General features: G+C 66.7%; 19 protein-coding genes and 1 riboswitch. Of the genes, 9 read left to right on the forward strand and 10 right to left on the reverse strand.

Features of this window, described 5'->3' with window-relative positions:
- Positions 1 to 224: 224 nt before the first annotated feature.
- A complete protein-coding gene (locus tag V3596_RS13790; RefSeq protein WP_334278342.1) occupies positions 225 to 683 on the reverse strand; it encodes a universal stress protein in 459 nt (152 codons plus the stop codon).
- Positions 684 to 951: 268 nt separating this feature from the next.
- On the opposite strand from V3596_RS13790, the gene V3596_RS13795 reads away from it, so the two are divergent.
- Positions 952 to 2073, forward strand: a complete 1122-nt coding sequence (locus V3596_RS13795) for a 6-phosphofructokinase (protein WP_334278343.1) — start codon at positions 952 to 954, stop codon at positions 2071 to 2073.
- A gap of 92 nt (positions 2074 to 2165) precedes the next feature.
- Here the strand turns inward: V3596_RS13795 and glmS are convergent, their stop codons facing one another.
- The gene (gene glmS / locus V3596_RS13800) at positions 2166 to 4037 is read right to left on the reverse strand and encodes a glutamine--fructose-6-phosphate transaminase (isomerizing) (RefSeq protein ID WP_334278344.1); all 1872 of its coding nucleotides are present in this window, start codon (positions 4035 to 4037) and stop codon (positions 2166 to 2168) included.
- 169 nt (positions 4038 to 4206) lie between these two features.
- Between glmS and V3596_RS13805 the strand changes: the two genes are divergently transcribed.
- Positions 4207 to 4680: an Lrp/AsnC family transcriptional regulator gene (locus V3596_RS13805; RefSeq protein ID WP_334278345.1), complete on the forward strand. Its 474-nt coding sequence runs from the start codon at positions 4207 to 4209 to the stop codon at positions 4678 to 4680.
- On the opposite strand, the gene V3596_RS13810 is transcribed toward V3596_RS13805, so the two are convergent.
- Genes V3596_RS13810 through V3596_RS13840 form a run of 7 tightly spaced genes read right to left on the reverse strand, consistent with a single transcriptional unit; the run spans position 4681 to position 11746 of the window.
- A complete protein-coding gene (locus tag V3596_RS13810; RefSeq protein WP_334278346.1) occupies positions 4681 to 5862 on the reverse strand; it encodes a class I SAM-dependent rRNA methyltransferase in 1182 nt (393 codons plus the stop codon).
- A 26-nt stretch (positions 5863 to 5888) separates the two neighbouring features.
- The gene (locus V3596_RS13815; RefSeq protein ID WP_334278347.1) at positions 5889 to 7415 is read right to left on the reverse strand and encodes a hypothetical protein; all 1527 of its coding nucleotides are present in this window, start codon (positions 7413 to 7415) and stop codon (positions 5889 to 5891) included.
- 41 nt (positions 7416 to 7456) lie between these two features.
- Entirely contained in the window at positions 7457 to 8404 is a 948-nt protein-coding gene (locus tag V3596_RS13820; protein WP_395385301.1) for a tyrosine recombinase XerC, read from the reverse strand.
- Entirely contained in the window at positions 8364 to 9086 is a 723-nt protein-coding gene (locus V3596_RS13825) for a DUF484 family protein (RefSeq protein WP_334278349.1), read from the reverse strand. Before V3596_RS13825 ends, V3596_RS13820 begins: the two co-directional genes overlap by 41 nt.
- The gene (gene dapF / locus V3596_RS13830; protein ID WP_334278350.1) at positions 9083 to 9943 is read right to left on the reverse strand and encodes a diaminopimelate epimerase; all 861 of its coding nucleotides are present in this window, start codon (positions 9941 to 9943) and stop codon (positions 9083 to 9085) included. Before dapF ends, V3596_RS13825 begins: the two co-directional genes overlap by 4 nt.
- A 16-nt stretch (positions 9944 to 9959) precedes the next feature.
- Positions 9960 to 10847 (reverse strand): LpxL/LpxP family acyltransferase, encoded by an 888-nt coding sequence (locus tag V3596_RS13835; RefSeq protein WP_334278351.1) that lies wholly within the window; start codon positions 10845 to 10847, stop codon positions 9960 to 9962.
- The gene (locus V3596_RS13840) at positions 10847 to 11746 is read right to left on the reverse strand and encodes a lysophospholipid acyltransferase family protein (RefSeq protein WP_334278352.1); all 900 of its coding nucleotides are present in this window, start codon (positions 11744 to 11746) and stop codon (positions 10847 to 10849) included. Before V3596_RS13840 ends, V3596_RS13835 begins: the two co-directional genes overlap by 1 nt.
- A gap of 164 nt (positions 11747 to 11910) precedes the next feature.
- Between V3596_RS13840 and metK the strand changes: the two genes are divergently transcribed.
- The 3 genes from metK to V3596_RS13855 all read left to right on the forward strand — a co-directional run bounded on the left by metK (position 11911) and on the right by V3596_RS13855 (position 14942).
- On the forward strand, positions 11911 to 13092 hold the full coding sequence (metK, locus tag V3596_RS13845) for a methionine adenosyltransferase (protein ID WP_334278353.1): 1182 nt from the start codon (positions 11911 to 11913) through the stop codon (positions 13090 to 13092).
- A 147-nt stretch (positions 13093 to 13239) separates the two neighbouring features.
- Complete coding sequence (locus V3596_RS13850) at positions 13240 to 13851, forward strand: DUF2238 domain-containing protein (protein ID WP_334278354.1); 612 nt, start codon at positions 13240 to 13242, stop codon at positions 13849 to 13851.
- The gene (locus tag V3596_RS13855; RefSeq protein ID WP_334278355.1) at positions 13848 to 14942 is read left to right on the forward strand and encodes a DNA glycosylase AlkZ-like family protein; all 1095 of its coding nucleotides are present in this window, start codon (positions 13848 to 13850) and stop codon (positions 14940 to 14942) included. Before V3596_RS13850 ends, V3596_RS13855 begins: the two co-directional genes overlap by 4 nt.
- On the opposite strand, the gene V3596_RS13860 is transcribed toward V3596_RS13855, so the two are convergent.
- Positions 14928 to 16967: a hypothetical protein gene (locus V3596_RS13860; protein WP_334278356.1), complete on the reverse strand. Its 2040-nt coding sequence runs from the start codon at positions 16965 to 16967 to the stop codon at positions 14928 to 14930. The genes V3596_RS13855 and V3596_RS13860 overlap by 15 nt on opposite strands.
- Before the next feature lie 171 nt (positions 16968 to 17138).
- A riboswitch (S-adenosyl-L-homocysteine riboswitch) is annotated at positions 17139 to 17244 on the forward strand.
- A gap of 95 nt (positions 17245 to 17339) precedes the next feature.
- Between V3596_RS13860 and ahcY the strand changes: the two genes are divergently transcribed.
- The 4 genes from ahcY (at position 17340) to V3596_RS13880 (ending at position 21137) form a co-directional block, all read left to right on the forward strand.
- Complete coding sequence (ahcY, locus tag V3596_RS13865) at positions 17340 to 18767, forward strand: adenosylhomocysteinase (protein WP_334278357.1); 1428 nt, start codon at positions 17340 to 17342, stop codon at positions 18765 to 18767.
- A 19-nt stretch (positions 18768 to 18786) separates the two neighbouring features.
- On the forward strand, positions 18787 to 19557 hold the full coding sequence (locus V3596_RS13870) for a TlyA family RNA methyltransferase (RefSeq protein ID WP_334278358.1): 771 nt from the start codon (positions 18787 to 18789) through the stop codon (positions 19555 to 19557).
- Between the two features lie 5 nt (positions 19558 to 19562).
- The gene (metF, locus tag V3596_RS13875; protein WP_334278359.1) at positions 19563 to 20405 is read left to right on the forward strand and encodes a methylenetetrahydrofolate reductase [NAD(P)H]; all 843 of its coding nucleotides are present in this window, start codon (positions 19563 to 19565) and stop codon (positions 20403 to 20405) included.
- A 129-nt stretch (positions 20406 to 20534) separates the two neighbouring features.
- Complete coding sequence (locus V3596_RS13880) at positions 20535 to 21137, forward strand: OmpW/AlkL family protein (protein ID WP_334278360.1); 603 nt, start codon at positions 20535 to 20537, stop codon at positions 21135 to 21137.
- The last annotated feature ends 1 nt before the right edge of the window (position 21138 follow it).

The following is a 21138-nucleotide window of genomic DNA, read 5'->3' on the forward strand; positions in this document are numbered from 1 at the left end:
GGCCGCGCAGCTGCGCGAGCTTCCCGGCGTGGCCGATGTGCAGACGACCACCGTGTTCGTGGCCGACGCCGGGCGCGCACGGCTCACCCGCGTGGTGCTGGCAGCCCGCAACGGCAGTTCGGCCTGGTTGCGCGAAGGTGTGAAAGCGGGCGCGCGGGTGATCATGTACCCGGGCGCAGCGGTCGTCGACGGCGCGCGGATACGCGAGCGCAGGGTCTGCGCGTCTAGGCGGCGTCCGGTGCCGGCACACGCACCATCAGCACGGGCACTGAACTGCCGCGCAACACCAGTTCGGCGTCACTGCCCATCAACAGGCGGCTCATGCCTCGCCGTCCGTGCGTGCCCAGCACGATCAGGTCGCATTGCTCCTTGGTGGCTTCATCAACGATCACGTTTGCAGCGCGCTCGCCGATGCCTTCGCGCAGCTGGGAAGAGACCTGCACGCCCTGCCTCTTGCATTGCTCGGCCGCCTTGCTGAGCAAGGCCAATCCTTGCTGACGAAGCACGTCCATCGATTGCAGGAAGGCCGCAGCGCTGGCATGTTCGGCATACATGGGATAGGCATCGATCACATGCAGCAGGCGCAGACCGGCGTCCAGCGGAATCGCCAGGCTGATCGCTTCCTGCAAGCCACGTTCGGCGGTAGCGCTGCCGTCCAGCGGCACGAGAATCAGCTTGTACATGGAGCCTCCTGCGAGCTGCTGCCCGTGCTTGACGCTCCCATGCTGGGCGCAGCACGGCGTGCGCAGCTTGCGCTGCGTCAAGCAAGAAGCATCCGGTTCACCGCGGGCCGAAGCAGGAGGCCACTCGCCTGCGTGGCGCTTGGCATGAAGCGTCGCGACGGCGTCAATGAAAGGCAACTCCTTGGCGGGCACTGCATCTTTCTGGGCTGTTGAATGCGCTTGGTGGAGTAGCATTCAGCGGCGCAACCTCCCAGCCGCAGTTCGACGAATGCCCGCCAAAAGCCCCTCCCCCATTCGCCGGATCGCTATCACCACAGGAGGTGGCGACGCGCCGGGCTTGAATTCGGTCATCTACGCCGTGACGCGCGCTGCCGAGCATCAAGGCTGGGACTGCCTGGGCATCCGTGACGGCTATGACGGGTTGCTGCGCCCCGAGCGCTTTCCAGGTGGCGGCTGCATGCCGCTCACGGCGGAACGCGTGGAAGGCATCGCCGGCCTGGGCGGCACCCTGCTGGGATCCACCAACAAGGGCGATCCGTTTGCCTTTCCGACACCTCAGGCCGATGGCGGCATGCTGCTTTGCGACCGTTCCCAGGACGTGCTTGACGCCCTCGCCCATGAAGGTGTGGATGCCCTTGTCGCAGTGGGCGGCGATGGATCGCTGGCCATTGCCCACCGCTTCGCCCAACGCGGCCTCAAGGTCGTGGGCTTGCCCAAGACCATAGACAACGACCTGGCCCACACGGCCACGACCTTCGGTTTCGACACGGCCGTCGATTTCGCGACGGACTGCATCGACCGCTTGCACACGACGGCCGCCAGCCACCATCGCATTCTCGTTGTCGAAGTGATGGGGCGTTACGCGGGCTGGATCGCCCTGCATGCCGGCCTCGCCGGAGGCGCTCACGTCATTCTGCTGCCCGAGCTGCCCTTCAATCTTGACATCGTGGCCGACCTGATCCGGCGGCGCGACGCGCGAGGCATGGCTTACTCCATCGTCGTCGTCGCAGAAGGCGCGCGCCAGTTGGGCGGCAAACGGATGGTGGTCGCACCGGCCGGGGCCGGCCATGCCGAGAGACTCGGCGGCGTGGGCGAGCAGGTCACCACCGAGCTCGCTCAACTGACCGGCAAGGATTCGCGCTGTGTCGTGCTTGGGCATCTCCTGCGCGGAGGCAGTCCGACCGCGTTCGATCGTGTGGCTGCGCTGCGTTTTGGCACCGCTGCCGTGCGGAGCCTGGCAGCAGGACAGAGCGACATCATGGTGGCACTTGATGGCAATGAGGTCCGTGCCGTGCCGCTGGCCGAAGTGGCCGGCCGCATGAAAGTGGTCCCCGTGGATGGGGACACCGTCGCCACGGCCCGCGCACTGGGCATCTGCCTCGGAGCTTGACGGAAGCTCCAGGTGAATGCAAAGACAGCAAGCTCAAGCCTGAAGTCGAGGTCTTTGTCCGTACGGTGAAAGACCCAATCTGAAAAGACGCGTCACTCGACGGTAACGCTCTTGGCGAGGTTTCTGGGCTTGTCCACATCCGTCCCCCGCGCGCAAGCCGTGTGATACGCCAGCAACTGCAGCGGGATCACGTGCAGGATGGGGCTCAGGGCGCCGTAGTGCTCGGGCATGCGGATCACATGGACGCCGGCATCGCTCTCAATACGCGTGTCGCCGTCGGCGAACACATAGAGCTCGCCGCCGCGTGCGCGAACTTCCTGCATGTTGCTCTTGAGCTTTTCAAGCAGCGCGTCGTTCGGAGCCACCGTCACCACGGGCATCTCGGCCGTGACCAGGGCCAGCGGGCCGTGCTTGAGCTCGCCGGCCGGGTAGGCCTCGGCGTGGATGTAGCTGATCTCCTTGAGCTTCAGCGCGCCTTCCAGGGCGATCGGGTAGTGCAGGCCGCGGCCGAGGAAGAGTGCATTTTCCTTGCGCGCAAAGTCTTCGCTCCAGGCAATGACTTGCGGCTCCAGCGCCAGCACAGCCTGCACGGCCACCGGCAGGTGGCGCAGGGCCTTCAGGTGCTCGGCTTCCTGCTCTTCGCTCAGATGGCCACGGGTCTGCGCCAGCGCCAGCGTCAATACGAACAGGCCCACGAGCTGGGTGGTGAAGGCCTTGGTCGACGCCACGCCGATCTCGGCGCCGGCACGGGTGATGAAGCTGAACTGGGTCTCGCGCACCATGGCGCTGGTCGACACGTTGCAGACCGTCAGCGTGTGCTGCATGCCCAGTGAGCGCGCATGCTTCAAGGCGGCCAGCGTGTCGGCAGTCTCGCCGCTCTGGCTGATGGTAACGACCAAGGTGCGCGGGTTTGGCACGCTGTCGCGGTAGCGGTATTCGCTGGCGATCTCGACGCTGGTCGGGATCTTGGCGATGCTCTCCAGCCAGTACTTGGCCGTGGAACCCGAGTAGTAGCTGGTGCCGCAGGCCAGGATCAGGACCGAGTCGATCTCCTTGAAGGCGCCGTAAGCGCCGTCACCAAAGATCTCGGGGCTGATGCTGGTGATCGCGTCCAGCGTGTTGGCAATTGCCACGGGCTGCTCGAAGATTTCCTTCTGCATGTAGTGGCGATAGGGGCCCAGCTCGGCCGCGCCGCTGTGGGCGTGCACGGTCTTGACCTCGCGCTGCACGGTCTCGAAGCGGCCACTGCCGGCATCGAGATGGCTGATCCAGTAGCGGCCCAGCTGCAGGTCGACCACATCGCCCTCTTCCAGGTAGACGATCTGGTCGGTCACACCGGCCAGGGCCATCGCGTCAGACGCCAGGAAGTGCTCGCCCTGCGCCGGGTCGGTGCCCACACCCAGCACCAGTGGCGAGCCTTCGCGCGCGCCGATCACGCGGTGCGGTTCGTCGCGGCTGAACACGGCGATGGCGTAGGCACCCTTCAGGCGGGTGATGGCTTGCTGCACGGCTTCAAGCAGGTCACCGTGATAGAGATGGTCGACCAGATGCGCGATCACTTCCGTGTCGGTCTGGCTGTGGAATTCATAGCCACGGGCACGCAGCTCGGCGCGCAGCTCGTCGTGGTTCTCGATGATGCCGTTGTGGACCAGCGCAATGCGGCCCGCCGTGGCGGCGCTGGCGTTGGGGCCGTGCGAGAAATGCGGATGGGCGTTGTGCACCGCCGGCACGCCGTGCGTGGCCCAGCGCGTGTGGGCGATGCCGGTGCCGGAGGCGATGCCGTCTTCAGCGGTCTGCCCATGCAGCTCGGCCACGCGGGAAGTGGAGCGCGCGCGCTTCAGTTCGCCGCCCTGGTGCACCGCCACGCCGCAGGAGTCGTAGCCGCGGTATTCAAGGCGCTTCAGGCCTTCGATCAGGATGGGAACGATGTTGCGCTGACTGACGGCGCCGACGATGCCACACATGGTTGGTCTCCCGGAGGGATGGCTGCAATGGCCGGGATACTAGGCAGTCCGACGTGGTATTTGCCGTCAAAATTCAACGACATTTGCAATAATCGTCCGTCGTGAAATATTCACGGCGAATAATTTCACAAATCAAATGCAAACGAACGATTCAATCATTCGCAAGCCAATGGAGTTGGATGCAACCGACTGGCGGCTGCTGGATCTGTTGCAGGAAGACGCCGCCCTGTCCAACCAGGCGCTGGCCGAGAAGGCCCATGTGTCGCCGGCCACCTGCCTGCGGCGGGTCAAGCGCCTGGTGGATGCCGGCATCATCGAGCGGCGCGTGGCCCTGCTCTCGCCAGACAAGCTGGGCGCCGGGCTCTCGGCCATCGTCGAGATCACGCTGGACCGGCAAGGCGCGGAGCACCTGGCCGACTTCGAGTCCAAGGTGATAGCCGACCCTGCCGTGCAGCAATGCTGGCGCGTCTCGCCAGGCCCGGACTTCGTGCTGGTGCTGCAGGTGGCCGACATGCCGGCCTATCACGCACTGGTGCAGCGCCTGTTCACGCAGCAGGCGAACGTTCGCAATGTGAAGAGCTTCTTCGCGGTGCAGCGGAGCAAGTTCGAGCCGAGGCTGAACCTGACGCGCCCCAGCGCCTGATCAACGTTTCAGGATCAGCAAGCCCTTCAAATACTCACCCTCAGGGAAGCAGATCGTCTGCGGATGGTCGGGCGTGGCGCCCACGCGGTCGAGGATGAAGCCGTCGGCCGGCGCGTCCAGGCCTGCACCGGCCACGATCTTGTGGAACAGGTCAGGCGGGATGCCGCCGGAGCAGGAAAAGGTGAACAGGATGCCGCCCGGCTGCAGCAGCTTCAGGGCCAGGCGGTTGATGTCCTTGTAGGCGCGCGCCGCACGCTCGGCGTGCGCGGCGGTGGGCGCGAACTTGGGCGGGTCCAGCACGATGGCGTCATAGCGCTCGCCGTTCTGCAAGGCCTGGCGCAGCGTGGCGTTCACATCGGCATCGAGCGCCTTGTGGTGCGCCGGGTCAAAACCGTTCAGCGCCACATGGGCCGTGGCACGCGCCAGCGAAGGCCCGGAGGAATCGACGCTCGTCACATCTGTGGCGCCGCCCGCTAGCGCGGCGACCGAGAAGCCGCCGGTGTAGCTGAAGCAGTTGAGCACGCGCTGACAGCCGTACTGGCGCACGGTGTCGGCGAACTTCTTGCGGTTGTCGCGCTGGTCCAGGTAGTAGCCGGTCTTGTGGCCCTCGGCCACGTCCAGGGTCAGCTGCCACTGGTGCTCCTGGATCGTGCGCTCGGTCGGGCCCTCGCCGCGCAACCAGGCGCGCACTTCGGGCAGGCCCTCGAGCGCGCGCACATTCGCGTCGCTGCGTTCGAAGATCTTCGTGAGGCCGGTGGCGGCCAGCAGCGCATCGGCAATCTGGGCCTTCCAGCGCTCGGTGCCGGCCGACGAGAACTGCACGCTCAAGACATCGTCGTAACGGTCCACCACAAGTCCCGGCAGGCCATCGGCCTCGCCGTGGACCAGGCGCATTGCGTTCGAGGCGATGGGTAGGCGCGCGCGGACTGCAACCGCTGCAGCGATGCGCCGCTGGAAAAAGGCGGCATCGATGCGCTCCGATTCATCGAAGCTCCAGACCCGCGCCCGTATCAGCGACTGCGGGCTGTAAGCCGCCCAGCCAAGAAACTGGCCGTCGGACGACTCGACCCGCACGGTCTCGCCGCTGTCGCCACCGCCCTTGGCGATGGAGCCCTCGAAGACCCAGGGATGGCGGCGTTGCAGCGAGCGCTCCTTGCCGGCGCGCAGACGAATGGTTTTCATGGGCGGCATTGTCGCCGCCGCCGGCCTCAGCGGCTCACCGCACCGAAGGCATAGCCCAGCGAGAGGTCGAAGGTGCTGGTCGACTGGGTGTCGCCGCGCAGGCTGCGCCATTGGCCGACCGCCATGCGCAAGCGGGTGCGCTTTTGTTCGCCGAAGCGCCATTGCGCCCAGAGCTCGCTCTGCGCCGCCGCGCCGCCCGAGACGGCAACACTGCCGCCACCCGCAGCGCCCAGCAACAGACCGCCGCCGAAATTGAGCCGGCCCTTCATCACCGGGCTGGTCTGCAGGCCGGCGCCGATCAAGCCAACTGAATAGCCGCCCACCGAGCCCCAAGCCGCGCTGCCGGCACGCACCGTGGCATAGGCATGCTCACTCAGTTCCTGCGTCAACAGCATCTGCAGGTGACCGATGTCTTCTTGCCGGCCATCGCGCATGCGCAGGCCCGGCTGGTGCTGATAGCTGAAGAACAACGCCTGCGAACGCACGGTGCCACTCGTGGGCGTGAAAACCTCGTCGCGGCGGGCCGTGCTGTCCAGCGGCAGGCCGATGGCCACCCGCGTGTACGTGCTCTTGAAGCTGCCGCTCGGCGCGCCCATCAGGCCGGCCTCCAGATGGAGCGACGGGCCCCAGGGGCTGATCCAGCGCAGCGTCGGGCCGGTCTTGACGATCCAGCCATTGCCGGTGTCCAGGTTGCCACCGCCACCCAGGCCGATACCGGCATGCCAGCCGGCGCGCAGCTTCGGCGCGCTCAAGGCCCAGTCCTGCCCCGCCGAGAACAGGAGCTCCATATAGCCGTCGTTGCCCCCGGTGCTGGCGCCGGCGCCTTCGACGCCCCACCAGCTGCCCTCGGTGATGTACTGCCGCAAGGAGGCGCCAGCCTTGCCGATGGCCGCGCGCGTGGGCAGTCCGTCGCGGCCGATGCTGCTGTGCCGCGGGCGATAGCTGCCCACCGTCGGCAAGACTTCGTCGATGCCCAGGCCCGTGCGGCGATACGGCGCCGCGCGACGGCCTTCGTCGGTGGGCGAGAAGCTGAAAAAGCCGTCGGTCACACCGACGACCAGGCTGAGTGAACTGCCGCGCACATTGCCGCTGGGGAAGCGCGTATGCGCCAGCGCCAGACCCGTGTACCAGCTGCCGAATTCGACCCGGTAAGACAACTCGGGGCGCAGCATCAGCCCCCCGCCGAAGCGCACCTGTTCGGAGCCGACACCGCCGCCGGCACCTGCAAACAGGCTGGCCGCGACATGGCCGTGCTGGCCGACCCGCCAGCGGCGCTGGCCGGTCATGCCCATCGTGAACAGGCCACCCATCTTGCCCCGCGCCGCGCCGTAGACGCTGGGGCCGACGCCCCAGTCCTCATTCATCGCCACGAGATAGCTGAAGCCGGCCAGCGCCATGCGGTCACCGGTGGGCAGCTTCACGGGCGTCCAGCTGGCTTCGAAGGCGGCCGGCTGGGCCCGCAGCGCGCCGGGCGTCGGTGGTATCGGGTCATTGGCACAGGCATTGGCAACAAGGCCCAGCGCCAGGCCCGGCAGGAGGCAGTATCGGAACATAGCCGCGCACCATACCAGGGTGCGGCGGCGCATTCGGTCGCTCACTTCTTCTTGGCCCGCGGATGAGCCGCGTCATACACCTTGGCCAGGTGCTGGAAATCGAGCTTCGTATAGACCTGGGTCGTCGCGATGTTCGCGTGGCCCAGCAGTTCCTGCACCGCACGCAAATCACCACTGGACTGCAGAAGATGCGAGGCGAATGAGTGCCGCAGCATGTGCGGATGGACGTGCGACGGCATGCCCGCCGCCAGCGCGCGGGCCTTCAGGCGCAGGCGCACCTGGCCGGCCTGGAAGCGCGAGCCGCGGGGCCCGACCAGCAAGGCGGGTTCATCGGGCTTGGCGATCTGCTGGCGCAGCGGCAGCCAGTGGTCCAGCGCCTCCAGGGCCGCACGGCCCAGCGGCACCGAGCGCCGCTTGCTGCCCTTGCCCAGCACCTGCAGTTCGGCGTTGCCAAGCTCCACCCAGCCAGCGGCGGCCGCGCTGCCATGGACGTCCAGGCCCACCAGCTCGGCCACGCGCAGGCCGCAGCCGTAGAGCAGCTCGACGATCAGGCGGTCCCGCGCTTCGTTGATCGGGTCCGCTGCCTCGCTCTTGAACTCGGCCAGCTGCACCGAGTCGTCCACCGACAAGGCCTTGGGCAGCGGCTTGCCGGCCTTGGGCGCTCGCAGCCCGTCGATCGGGTTGAAGGCCACGCGCTGCTCCGTACCGAGCCAGCGGTAGAGGCCGCGCCAGGCGGAGAGCATCAGGGCCAGGCTGCGCGGCGCCAGGCCACCGCGGTGCAGCTCGGCCACCCAGCGGCGCGCCTGCTGGGCGGTCAGGCTCAGCAGCTCGACCTTGTCGCGCACAGCCAGCGCGTTGAGGCGCTGCAGCGCCTCGCTGTAGATCGTCAGCGTGCGGCCGGCCAGCCGGCGCTGCACCTGGCAATAGGCCAGGTAGGCCGGCAGGAACTCAGGCTGTGGGTGCAGCAGAGCTTTCGCCGGCATCGGCATCCTGCAGCAGGCGCGCCAGGCCGGCGCTGGCGATCTCGCCGATGCGGGCCAGGAATTCGGTGCCCATCTCGGCCGTGTAGCGGGTGGCGTCGGGCGAACCCAGCACCAGCAGGCCGAAGCTGCGGCCCTGGATCGTCAAGGGAATCAGCGCCAGCGACAGCGCACCGGAGCCCTCGCCCAGCCAGCGTGCCGCTTCGAAACCGGAGTTGATGCCGCAATAGGGGTGGCTGAGGCTTTCGGCAAAGCTGCGCACATCGGCGCTCACGGTCTGCGCGAAGTCAGCCTCGCTGAATTCAGGAGACGTGCCCCACAGGCGCAGGCCGGCCAGCGGAATCAGGAATTGGTGGCGCAACTCGTCGAGCAGTACGGTGGGCAGCTTGGCCGCGTCACTGGTCAGCATCAGGGCACGGGTCCAGCGGTGCAGCCGGTCGGCAATGGCCACGTTCTCCTGGCCGTTGCGGATCATCTCGATCAGCTTCTGCTCCAGGCCCTTGATCTTCTCGCGCAGCATTTCGGCCTGGCGCTCCTGCAGCGACACGGCACGGGCACTGTGCGGATGGCTCAGTTGCACCGAAGCCAGCAGCTCGGCATGGCGCTCGAAGAAGGCCGGGTTGTTGGCCAGGTAGTTGGCAATGTCCTGCTCGGTGATGCCGTCGGTACCTTGGTTTTGATTGCTGCTCACAGCGTGATCTCTCCTTCAAACACTTGCACAGCGGGGCCGGTCATGAACACGGCCGCATCAAGGCCGGCACTGGCGCCGGCCCATTCAATCGTCAGCACACCCCCGTGGGTCTGCACATCCACTCGCGCGTCCAGCAGGCCCAGGCGGATGCCCGCAACCACCGCCGCGCAAGCGCCGGTGCCACAGGCCAGCGTCTCGCCGGCGCCGCGTTCGAACACGCGCAGTTTCACATGGCTGCGGTCGATCACCTGCAGGAAGCCGGCATTGACGCGACGGGGAAAACGCGGATGGTTCTCGATCAGCGGGCCCTGGCTCAGCACCGGCGCGGTGGCCACGTCCTCGACCACTTGCACCGCATGCGGATTGCCCATCGAGACGACGGCCACCTCGACACCCAGGTCCACCAGGGGCCAGAGCTCGAAGCCATTGACCTCGCGCGGCTGCAGGGCCTTGGCATCGAAGGGCACGCGCCCGGTCTCGAAGATCGGTGCCCCCATGTCCACCGTGACCCGGCCGTCGTCACGCAGATGCAGCTCCAGCTGGGCCGCCATGGTGCGCACGCGGATGCTGCGCTTGGTCGTCAGGCCATGGTCGACCACATAGCGGACGAAGCAGCGCGAGCCATTGCCGCAGTGCTCCACCTCTTCTCCAGTGCCGCCGTTGAAGATGCGATACGCGAAGTCGTCGGCCGGCTCGCGGCCCGGCTCGATGACCAGGATCTGGTCGCAGCCCACACCGAAGCGGCGGTCGCCCAGGCGGCGCATCTGCTCGGGGGTCAGCGCGAAGGGCTCCTTCGTGGCGTCGATGACCACGAAGTCATTGCCCGCGCCATGCATCTTGGTGAAGCGCAAATTCATCAGCCGATTATCAGCCTCAATAGAGCGAGGGCTCGCCAGGCGGCCGGGTCTTGAAACGCTTGTGCACCCAGAGGTATTGCGCCGGGTTGGCGCGGATGCGCTGCTCCAGCCAGGCATGGAAGGTGTGGGCGTCGGCCAGGGCATCGCCGCTGGGGTAGTTGGGAATCGGGTCGCAGGCCTCGATCCTGATGCCCTCGCCGCCCGGCAGCATCGTGATCACCAGCGGCTGGACGATCATCTTCTGGCTGTCGGCCATGCGGGCCGGCGCCAGCAAGGTGCAGGCAGGCACGCCAAAGAACGGCACGAAGGCGGAGTCCTTCTGGCCAAAATCCATATCTGGCGCATTGACGAAGCCATAGCCCTGCTTGATGAAGCGAAGCACCGGGCGGATGCCGTCATGCCGGTCCACCAGCGCGTTCTTGCCGAAGCGGCCGCGGCCGGTCAGCATCTGCTTGTCGAAGACCGGGTTGCTCTGCGCCTGGTAGACGTCCACCGCCGGCGTCTGCTGCCTGAGCATCAAGGCCGGCCCCGACCATTCGAGGCCGATGAAATGCGGCAGCAACCACATCACCGGCTGCTCGCTGCGGTCGGCCAGTCCGAAGTCGCCCTCGATGTGCATCAGCTTCTTCAGCCGCTCCGCCGAGGCGTACCAGAGCAGGCCTCGCTCCAGGAAACCGCGGCCCATCAGGGCGAAGTGCTCGCGGGCCAGGGCCTCGCGCGCCGCTGCATCAAGCTCGGGGAAGCACAGCTCCAGGTTGCGCAGGGCAATGCGCTTGCGCGACTTGGCCAGGCGCCAGAGCAAGGCGCCCAGGCCCCGGCCCAGCGCCGTCAGCATCGGCAGCGGCAGGAAATGCAGCAGCCACAGCAGCCCCAGCAACAGCCGCGCGAACAAGCGGCCCAGCATCAGGCCCCACCCCCCGGATAACTCCCCGGCTTGCCCTCAGGCTTGGCCACGCCGATGTCCAGCCCGCGCGGCTGCTTGTAGCGGTGGTAGCCCCAAAGGTACTGGCCGGGCGCTTGCAGAATGAGGTCTTCCATGGCCTTGTTGATCAAGAGGGCTGCGGATTCTGGCGTGGATTCGGCCGGAATCGCCGGGGCGGGTCGCACCCGCGCCACATAGCCGCGTGCGCCAGGCAGGCGCTCGCCCCAGATCACCAGCAGGGCCGCGCCGGTCTGCTGCACCAGGCGGCCGGCCAGGGTCATGGTGTAGGCCTCGCGGCCGAAGAAGGGCACCCAGGTGCCCAGGCCCTCCGGCGGTACCTGGTCGGGCAGGAGGCCGACGATCTGGCCCTGGCGCAAGGCACGGATCATCTGCCGCACACCGGCCAGATTGGCCGGTGCCGTGGCCAGGCCGGGGCGCCCCCGCGAGGCATCGACCACATCGCGCATCCAGGGCTTGCGGGCCGGGCGGTAGAGCACGGTGATCGGATGCGTGTCGCCCCAGCGCTCAGCAATCGCCTGCGCCGTGACCTCGAAACAGCCCATGTGCGGTGTCAGGATCAGGAGGCCCTTGCCCTGGGCCAGGGCCTGGTCGATCAGCTCCGCGCCGTCCCAGCGCAGCATGCCGCCCAGCGGCTGCGTAGGCGGCCGCAACCACAGCCAGGCGGTCTCGGCAATCATGCGGCCGGCCGAGGCGATGGCCGGCCGGCCCTGCGCCGGTGCCAGGCCCGCCTGGGCCACATTGGCAGCGAAGCGACGCCGGTAAGTGGGTGACAGAAGCCAGGTCAACCAGCCCGCCACGGCGCCCAGCGCGTGCAAAAGCCGCAGTGGCAAGCGGGAGAGCAAACGCATCAGGAGGAACATGTTTCTATAATTCGCACATCGCCGAGTTAAAAGGACAACTTGCGGGGCGACGCGGGTTCAACCCCGCCGGGCTGTTTCCACAGCTCAACAAATGCCGCTAAAGCGTTCGCCGCACCGCTCCACCAGCACGGCAACGCCGATGGACTATCTACTGGAGTGTAAAAGTGGCGAACGAATTTCTCTTTACTTCTGAATCCGTCTCGGAAGGTCACCCCGACAAGGTGGCCGACCAGATCTCCGACGCGATTCTCGACGCAATCTTTGAACAAGACCCCCGTTCGCGCGTAGCCGCCGAAACCCTGTGCAACACCGGTCTCGTGGTGCTGGCCGGTGAGATCACCACCAACGCCCATGTGGACTACATCCAGGTGGCGCGCGACACGATCAAGCGCATCGGCTACGACAACACCGAATACGGCATCGACTACAAGGGCTGCGCGGTCCTGGTGGCCTACGACAAGCAGTCCAACGACATCGCCCAGGGCGTGGACCATGCCTCCGACGACCACCTGAACATCGGCGCCGGCGACCAGGGCCTGATGTTCGGCTATGCCTGCGACGAGACGCCCGAGCTGATGCCCGCGCCGATCTATTACGCCCACCGCCTGGTGGAGCGCCAGGCCCAGCTGCGCAAGGACGGCCGCCTGCCCTTCCTGCGCCCGGACGCCAAGAGCCAGGTGACGATGCGCTATGTGGACGGCAAGCCGCACAGCATCGATACCGTGGTGCTCTCCACCCAGCACGCGCCCGAGTACTCGCTCGGCGACCGCATGACGGACGAGTTCTACGAAGCCATCCGTGAAGAGCTGATCAAGCCGGTGCTGCCCAAGGAATGGGTCAACGCCGACACCAAGTACCTGATCAACCCGACCGGCCGCTTCGTCGTGGGTGGCCCGCAGGGTGACTGCGGCCTCACGGGGCGCAAGATCATCGTCGACACCTACGGCGGCGCCTGCCCGCACGGCGGTGGCGCGTTCAGCGGCAAGGACCCGTCCAAAGTGGACCGTTCGGCCGCCTACGCCGCCCGCTACGTGGCCAAGAACATCGTTGCCGCCGGCCTGGCCCGCCAGTGCCAGATCCAGGTGGCCTACGCCATCGGCGTGGCCCGCCCGATGAACGTGACGGTCTACACCGAAGGCACCGGCGTGATCCCCGACGACCAGATCGCCAAGCTGGTCAACGAGCATTTCGACCTGCGTCCCAAGGGCATCATCCAGATGCTGGACCTGCTGCGCCCGATCTATTCGAAGACAGCGGCCTATGGCCACTTCGGTCGGGAAGAGCCGGAATTTACTTGGGAAAGAACCGACAAGGCGGCCGCGCTGCGCGCAGCGGCCGGGCTGTAAAGCCCGGCAACCGCCTTGCGGTTCGGCCATCTTGGGGCGGCGCTCATATCGCTTGCGATGTGAGCGCAGACCACAAGGCCGCAGCGATCGCCAACCCTAAGGGCCACTCCGGTGGCCCTTTCTCATTTCCTCTGCACAATCCGGCGCATGCCCAGCATCCGCCCCTTGCAGATCACCGCCGCAGCAAGCCTCGCGCTGCTGGCCTTCAGCTACTTCGGCGCCTATGACCGCGCCACCTGGTGGATGGAGGTCGCGCCGGTGATCATCGTCTGGCCGCTGCTGCTGGCCACGCACGAGCGATTCCCTGTCACCAGGCTGCTGCTGGCCCTGGTCTTCATCCATGCCGCCATCCTGATGCTGGGCGGCCATTACAGCTATGCGCGGGTGCCGCTGGGCTTCTGGATGCAGGACCTGCTGGGCCTGGCGCGCAACCCGTATGACGGCATCGGCCATCTGGCCCAGGGCTTCATCCCGGCGATAGCCGCGCGTGAGCTGCTCCTGCGCAAGACACCGCTGAAGGCCGGCGCCTGGACCTTCACGCTCGCTACCGCCGTGTGCCTGGCCATCAGCGCCATCTACGAGCTGATCGAATGGGGCGCCGCAGTGGCCATCGGTCAGGGCGCGGACGAATTCCTCGGCACGCAAGGCGACCCCTGGGACACCCAGAAGGACATGGCGCTGGCCTGGCTGGGCGCGATGCTCGCGCAATGGCTGCTGGCACGCTGGCACGACCGCCAGCTGAAGGGGCTGCAGGCATGAAGGCACCGACGCTTGACGAGCTGCGCCGCTACGCCATAGCCCGCACACTGTTCAAGCCGACCACCCTGCCCGCAGCGATCAGGAAGCTCGGCTTCGTGCAGGCCGACCCGATGCGAGCACCGGCCCGGGCGCAAGACCTGATCCTGCGGCTGCGCGTGAACGACTACAAGGCCGGCGACCTCGAACAGCGCTACACGCGGCTGCAGATCGAGGAAGACTGCTTCGTCAACTACGGCTTCGTGCCGCGCGACTGGCTGCCCCTGATGCACCCGCGCATCGAGCGCAAGCCCTGGGATGCGGAGCGCAGCAGGCATGCGCAGCAGCTGCTGGACTTCGTGCGGCAGAACGGCCCCACACATCCGAAACAGCTGCTGGAGGCATTTGCGCACCATGGCCGCATGCCGGGCTATTGGGGCGGTGAGCTCAACGTCAGCACGCAATTGCTCGACGGCCTGCATTACCGGGGGCATCTGAGGGTGAAGCGCAGAGACAGCGGCACGCGCGTCTACGAAGCGATCACGCATTCACCCGCGGACGACAGCCCGCAAGCGCGCCAGGCCCGTGCCGAGGCCTTGATGGACAAGGTGGTCGCGCTGTATGCGCCGCTGCCAGCAGCCAGCCTGGGCTACCTGACCACGCTGCTGCGCTATGGCGCGCCGCACCTGCAGGCGCAGACGCGCGCCGTCTGTAAATCTGCAAAGGATCGCTACGCGCATGCGCAGATCGACGGCGAAACCTGGTACTGGCCGATGGATGAGAAACCGCGCTCGGCGAAGTACCGCGCGCCCGAAGGCGTGACCCTGCTCGCGCCGTTCGACCCGGTGGTCTGGGACCGCCGCCGCTTCGAGCGGCTGTGGGGCTGGGAGTACCGCTTCGAGGCCTACACGCCGGCCGAGAAGCGGACCATGGGCCACTACGCGCTGCCGCTCCTCTGGGGCGAACAGATCATCGGCTGGGCCAATCTGCGCGTCGAGCGGGGCCGCCTTGAGTCTGAGTTCGGCTTCGTCGACAAGCGCCCTGCAGGCGCGGCATTCAAGGCCGCGCTGCAGGAAGAGCTGGACGCCGTGGCCCGCTTCCTAGCGCTTGCCTAGCCAGCGCTCGACGCGCTGGTGAGCCTGCTCGCGCTCGTGTGCGCGGCGGGCCTGCCGCGCCTGGCGGCCGGCTTCTTCGTACGCTTCGCGCAGGTCAGCCATCTGCGGCTTCAACTTCACGACCGAACCCTGCAGCGGCGCGCCCAGCACCAGGTTGGCACGCCAGCTTTCGCCCTCGCGCATCTGCAGCGGCGCCGGCAGCTTGTCGAAGTCGCTGGCAGGCATCCAGGGCACGATCTTGCCGGCGGCCAGCTTCAGGCGGGCCCGCAGGCGCGGGTCGCCGATGCGGCCCCGCTGGCCCCAGCGCACATCGCTGGTGACGAGCGCGTCGTTCACCCGCGGCACGAAAGCCGTGTCGCGCAAGACGTCCAGGCGCAGGCTCATCAGCGACTCCTCCACCGTCATTGCCAGGTCCTCGAAGCGCGAGCTGTAGGCGTACATGTCGGTCGCCAGGTCGGCTGCGAACATCGCGCCGATCTGCGTGCCGGTGTAGGCCTTCTGAGCTGCCGTGGCCGTGACACCCTGGAACTTGACCTGGCCCAGCGCCTGCAGCTCGCTGCTGGTCAGCGGGTAGGCCTGCTTCATCAGGTCAGACACCAGCAACTGCTGGTTGTAGCGCTCGCCAATGAAGGTGTTCAGCGTGGTGCCGGACAAGAGCTTCAGGCTGGCGTAAGTCTCGGCCGGCAGGAAGTCATTGGCATGCGAGAGCTCGTGATACAGAAGCGGGCCGAGATCGGTCAGCACATCGTCCAGGCTGCGCGTGGTGCGCTTGGCTGGGTCGTAGTAGATGCCGTAGCTGTCGTTGGCCTTGGCATAGCGCCAGACATCCTGGAAGGACAGGCCATTGCTGAAAGCACCGCGATAGTCGGGTGCTTCATCGATGGTGTCGCGTTCCTCGGGCGTGATCCAGACGTTGTCGGCATCAAGGTAGATCGCGCCGGTCACCGGTTGGTAGAACGAGGGCCGCACATGCGAGCCGATGACAATGGCCGTGGTGCTCATCAGCATGCGGCGGAAGTCGCCACGCGCGTCATGCGTCTGCAGGAAGCGCTCGAAGTTGGCGCCTTGCCAGTCATGCGACACGACCACACGGTCCATCACCTGCGCGATGGTCGGCAGCGCGCCATTGCTTTCGTGCCCCAGCAGGGGCAGGCGGCCGACGGTGCAGGCGTTGCTGGCCGTCAGCGCCGGGTCATAGACGCAAGCGACCAGCTGCGAGGCGTAGGCGCCCGCCGCTCGGTAGGCATGGACGCGCGACACATGATCGCCCGCCCACACGTGGGTGTTGCTGGCGGAAGCCGGCGCCTGGTCGAGCTTCTCGACCAGGACGAACACCTCCTGGCTGTCGCTGCCGCTGGCGGTCTGGACGGTGGCGCGGAAGCGCAGCAGCGTGTCCTGCGTGACCGTGGGCGCCACGAACTGGCGGGCCAGGGTCTGGGTGTCGACCTCCTGCAGCGCGACGGTCGGGCCTTCAAGCTGCGCCCATGTGACGCTCTGGATCGTCTCGCCAGCGCCGGCCCAGGCGCGCATCGACGCATTGCCACCCATGCGCACGGCCTGGTGGTTGCGCACCAGGGCCTTGGCGGCGGTGGTCGGCGCGGTGATGTTCAGGGACAGGTCGCGCGTCTGCGTGGCGCCTGCGGGATCGGTGTAGCTGACGCGGAAGCCATAGCTGCCGGCTGCCGTCGGCTCGAAATGGATCAACTGGGTCTGGGCGCTCAGCAGCGTGACCGTCGGGCCGCTGGTCTGGGTCCATTGCAGGTTCTTGATCGGGCCGCTGCAGCCCAGGATGCCCGCGGCGGCCTGTTTGCCCACCAGCGCACCATCGGCCTGGATCGAGGCCACCGAGCTGCTGCCGGTACAGGCATTCGTGATCGGCGTGGGCGCTGGCGTGGGCGTCGAACCACCACCACCACCGCCACCGCCTCCCCCGCCACCACCGCCACATGCGGCCAAGACCATGGCAGCGCTCAGCGCCGTCCAGCGAGCCAGCGCGTGCCAGCCCTCATGCTTGATTGTCGTCATCTGCTCCCCGCTTTGCGGGCTCCCTGGTACTGTGAATGGGCCGGGCGCTGCCCCGCAAGCGGCGCGCTCGTGCTCCAAGGGCGCGAATTTTCACACGTGGACTTTCTGTTTTCGGCCCACTGAACATGCTGGCCTACCCGCATCCGGCATCGACTGGCGCTAGAATTGCGGCCGTCCGAGGAGCGTTGCAACCTTTCACCCCCACCCGGGGCACACAAGGCCAGGCTCGGATGACGAAGTTGCCCGGCAGCTTCAATTGCAACCGCGCTCACCCGCCATGTCTCGCGTGGGTGACCGTTCGTCTCAAGACCGTTTGTCTCAAGACAAGTCCCCATCAGGCATCAGCGGCTTCATGACCGAAGGAGCTATGCAATGACGACCACGACGCTGTCCGCCGACCAATACCTGATCAAGGATCTGAGCCTTGCCGCCTGGGGCCGCAAGGAACTGAAAATCGCCGAGAGCGAGATGCCCGCCCTGATGGCGATCCGCTCGGAATACGCCGCTGCGCAGCCGCTGAAGGGCGCTCGCATTACCGGCTCGCTGCACATGACGATCCAGACCGCCGTGCTGGTCGAAACCCTGCAAGCCCTGGGTGCCGAAGTGCGCTGGGCCTCCTGCAACATCTTCTCCACGCAAGATCACGCTGCCGCCGCGCTCGTCGCCGCAGGCACGCCGGTGTTCGCCTACAAGGGCGAGACGCTGGAAGACTACTGGGACTACACGCACCGCATCTTCGACTTCGGCCCCAAGGGAACTGCCGGCGAAGGCCCGAACATGATCCTGGACGACGGCGGCGATGCCACGCTGCTGATGCATCTGGGCCAGCGCGCCGAGAAGGACCTCTCCGTGCTGGCCAATCCGGGCAGCGAAGAAGAGCGCATCCTGTTCGCGGCGATCCGCGCCAAGGTCGCGCAGGACCCGACCTGGTACACCCGCAAGAGCGCCGAGATCATCGGCGTGACCGAGGAAACGACCACCGGCGTGCACCGCCTGAAGGAAATGTCGGACAAGGGCACGCTCTTGTTCCGCGCCATCAACGTCAACGACTCGGTCACCAAGAGCAAGTTCGACAACCTCTACGGCTGCCGCGAGTCGCTGGTGGACGGCATCAAGCGCGCCACCGACGTGATGATCGCGGGCAAGATCGCCGTGATCGCCGGCTATGGCGACGTGGGCAAGGGCTCGGCCCAGGCCATGCGCGCGCTGTCGGCGCAAGTGTGGGTCACCGAGATCGACCCGATCTGCGCGCTGCAGGCCGCGATGGAAGGCTACCGCGTCGTGACGATGGAATACGCCGCCGACAAGGCCGACATCTTCGTGACCACCACCGGCAACAAGGGCGTGATCCGCCATGAGCACATGGCCGCGATGAAGCACAACGCCATCGTCTGCAACATCGGCCACTTCGACAACGAGATCGACATCGCCTCGATCGAGAAGTACGAGTGGGAAGAGATCAAGCCGCAGGTCGATCACGTCATCTTCCCCGATGGCAAGCGCATCATCCTGCTGGCCAAGGGCCGCCTGGTGAACCTGGGCTGCGGCACGGGCCACCCGAGCTACGTGATGTCGTCCTCGTTCGCCAACCAGACCATCGCCCAGATCGAGCTGTTCGCACACAAGGACGCCTATGCCGTGGGCAAGGTCTATGTGCTGCCCAAGCACCTGGACGAGCATGTGGCCCGCCTGCAGCTCAAGACGCTGAACGCCCAGCTGAGCGAGCTGACCGACGAGCAGGCCGCCTACATCGGCGTTCCCAAGGTCGGCCCCTACAAGCCGGACACCTACCGCTACTGATCGAAAGAAAGAGCCAGCGATGCGCGCCGACCAAGCGCTGCTCGGCCTCGGCATCGCGCCCACCCGGTCTGCCGCCCAGCGGCTGATCGCGGCGGGTGCTGTCGAATGGCGCTCCGGCGCCAGCTGGGTGGCGATCAAGAAAGCCGGGGCCGAAGTGCCCGAGGGCGCGGAACTGCGCGTCAACGACGACGCGGAGCTGCGCTATGTCTCGCGCGGCGGCCTGAAGCTGGAAGGCGCGCTGGCAGCGGCGGGGCTGTCGGTGCAGGGGCTCACCGTGATGGACGTGGGCCAGAGCACCGGCGGCTTCACCGATTGCCTCTTGAAGCACGGCGCGGCGCGCGTGGTCGGCATCGACGTCGGTCACAGCCAGGTGCATGAGTCGCTGCTGGCGGATGAACGTGTCGTCGCGCTGGAAAACCTGCACGTGCGCGAGCTGGTCGGCTCAAGCTTCGCCGAGCATGCGCCCAAGGGCGGCTTCGAGCTGATCGTCGGCGACCTGAGTTTCATCTCGATGCTGGGCGTGCTGCCGCACCTGAAGCCCTGGCTGGCACCCAAGGGCCAGGTCTTGCTGCTGATCAAGCCGCAGTTCGAGCTCGGAAAGAAGGCGCTCAACAAGGGCGGCCTGGTCAAGAGCCCGGCGCAATACCCGCTGCTGCAAGCGCAGGCCTGCGAGGCCGCGGCGGCGCAAGGCTGGCAGGTGCTGGGCTGGTTCGACAGCGCCATCACCGGCGGTGACGGCAACAAGGAATTCTTCCTGTGGGCAGCCGCAGGAAATGAGAACAAGGATTGAAGAGCATGACGACGACGCCGGTAAGTTTCGAGTTCTTCCCACCCAACACGCCGGTGGGCGCCGAGAAACTGAAGACCGTGGTGCAGGACCTGAGTGTCTTGAACCCCCAGTACTTCAGCGTCACCTATGGCGCCGGCGGCTCCACACGCGACAAGACCCTGGCCACAGTGATGGACATTGCGGCCGCGGGCTTCGAGGCCGCGCCGCACCTGTCGTGCGTGGGTTCCACGCGCGAGAACATCGCCGAGATCCTCGCCACCTACCGCGCGCAGAACATCCGCCGCGTCGTGGCCTTGCGCGGCGACCTGCCCAGCGGCACGGCCACGGCCGGCGAATTCCGCTACGCCGCCGAGCTGGTGCGCTTCATCCGCGAAACCCAAGGCCCGGACTGGAAGATCGAGGTTGCGGCCTACCCCGAATACCACCCGCAGCAGCGCTATGCGGCCAAGGACCTGCAGCACTTTGCAGACAAGATGGGCGCCGGCGCCAGCGCCGCCATCACGCAGTTCTTCTTCAACCCGGACGCCTACTTCAACTTCGTCGATGAAGTGCGCAGGCTCGGCGTTGACCAGCCCATCGTGCCGGGCATCATGCCCTTCCACAACTACGCGCGCATCGCCCAGTTCGCGCAGCGCGACGGCATCGACATCCCGCGCTGGGTGGCCCTGAAGATGGAAGGCTTCATGGACGACAGCGCCTCGATCCGCGCCTTCGGCCTTGACGTGATGACGCGCGTCTGCGAGCGCCTGATCGCCGGCGGCGTGCCGGGCATCCACTTCTATACGCTCAATCAGTCGGGCTTGACGCTGGAGTTGTGCAAGCGCCTCAATCTCGCGCCGAACTCTTGATCTGACACAAGTGGGGCCCGACCCCGGCTTCGGGTTTCCGGCCGGTTTGCGCCACCTCAAGGGTTTACCCGCCCAACCTCGATTCAATGGCTTCCATCGGGAATGTTCCCGCAGACAAGGAGCCCTTGAATGACCAAGAAGATCTTCGCCCTGGCCGTCCTGGCCGCTGCAAGCACCGTCGCCGCAGCCGCGGAAGGCCCGTTGCTGGTGCGCGTTCGTGCCGTCCACCTCGACTCGGCGAACAAGGACACGACCGGCCTCGGCTTGACGGTCAACAACAAGACGATCCCCGAGATCGACTTTAGCTATTTCGTCACGCCCAATATCGCGGCGGAACTGATCCTGACCGTGCCGCAGAAGCACACGCTGTCGGCCGGTGGCGCCGAGATCGGCTCGCTCAAGCACCTGCCGCCGACACTCTCGCTGCAGTACCACTTCGCGCCTGAAGCGACGTTCCGCCCCTATGTCGGCCTCGGCGTGAACTACACCAACTTCAGCGGCGTGCAGTTCGCTCCCGCCGTGGTCACGGCGCTGGGTCCCAATATCAAGCGCAGCAGCTGGGGCCTCTCGGCACAGATCGGCGCCGATATCGAGATCAGCAAGGGCACCTACCTGAACATCGACGTGAAGAAGGTCAAGATCGACACCGATGTCAGCTCCAAGGGCACCAAGGTCGGCACGTTCAAGGTCGACCCGATGCTCGTGGGCGTGGGTCTGGGCTGGCGCTTCTAAG

The organism is Roseateles microcysteis (assembly GCF_036880965.1).
Classification (GTDB): domain Bacteria; phylum Pseudomonadota; class Gammaproteobacteria; order Burkholderiales; family Burkholderiaceae_C; genus JAUASW01.

Excerpts from the sequence above, each read along its gene's own strand:
- glmS (WP_334278344.1), bottom strand. The coding sequence starts at position 4,037 with ATGTGTGGCATCGTCGGCGCCGTCAGTCAGCGCAACATCGTTCCCATC.
- V3596_RS13855 (WP_334278355.1), top strand. The coding sequence starts at position 13,848 with ATGAAGGCACCGACGCTTGACGAGCTGCGCCGCTACGCCATAGCCCGC.
- V3596_RS13810 (WP_334278346.1), bottom strand. The coding sequence starts at position 5,862 with ATGAAAACCATTCGTCTGCGCGCCGGCAAGGAGCGCTCGCTGCAACGC.
- V3596_RS13835 (WP_334278351.1), bottom strand. The coding sequence starts at position 10,847 with ATGCTGGGCCGCTTGTTCGCGCGGCTGTTGCTGGGGCTGCTGTGGCTG.
- V3596_RS13795 (WP_334278343.1), top strand. The coding sequence starts at position 952 with ATGCCCGCCAAAAGCCCCTCCCCCATTCGCCGGATCGCTATCACCACA.
- V3596_RS13790 (WP_334278342.1), bottom strand. The coding sequence starts at position 683 with ATGTACAAGCTGATTCTCGTGCCGCTGGACGGCAGCGCTACCGCCGAA.
- V3596_RS13870 (WP_334278358.1), top strand. The coding sequence starts at position 18,787 with ATGCGCGCCGACCAAGCGCTGCTCGGCCTCGGCATCGCGCCCACCCGG.
- ahcY (WP_334278357.1), top strand. The coding sequence starts at position 17,340 with ATGACGACCACGACGCTGTCCGCCGACCAATACCTGATCAAGGATCTG.
- metF (WP_334278359.1), top strand. The coding sequence starts at position 19,563 with ATGACGACGACGCCGGTAAGTTTCGAGTTCTTCCCACCCAACACGCCG.
- V3596_RS13880 (WP_334278360.1), top strand. The coding sequence starts at position 20,535 with ATGACCAAGAAGATCTTCGCCCTGGCCGTCCTGGCCGCTGCAAGCACC.
- V3596_RS13860 (WP_334278356.1), bottom strand. The coding sequence starts at position 16,967 with ATGACGACAATCAAGCATGAGGGCTGGCACGCGCTGGCTCGCTGGACG.
- V3596_RS13850 (WP_334278354.1), top strand. The coding sequence starts at position 13,240 with ATGCCCAGCATCCGCCCCTTGCAGATCACCGCCGCAGCAAGCCTCGCG.
- V3596_RS13815 (WP_334278347.1), bottom strand. The coding sequence starts at position 7,415 with ATGTTCCGATACTGCCTCCTGCCGGGCCTGGCGCTGGGCCTTGTTGCC.
- dapF (WP_334278350.1), bottom strand. The coding sequence starts at position 9,943 with ATGAATTTGCGCTTCACCAAGATGCATGGCGCGGGCAATGACTTCGTG.
- V3596_RS13805 (WP_334278345.1), top strand. The coding sequence starts at position 4,207 with ATGGAGTTGGATGCAACCGACTGGCGGCTGCTGGATCTGTTGCAGGAA.
- V3596_RS13840 (WP_334278352.1), bottom strand. The coding sequence starts at position 11,746 with ATGTTCCTCCTGATGCGTTTGCTCTCCCGCTTGCCACTGCGGCTTTTG.
- V3596_RS13820 (WP_395385301.1), bottom strand. The coding sequence starts at position 8,404 with ATGCCGATGCCGGCGAAAGCTCTGCTGCACCCACAGCCTGAGTTCCTG.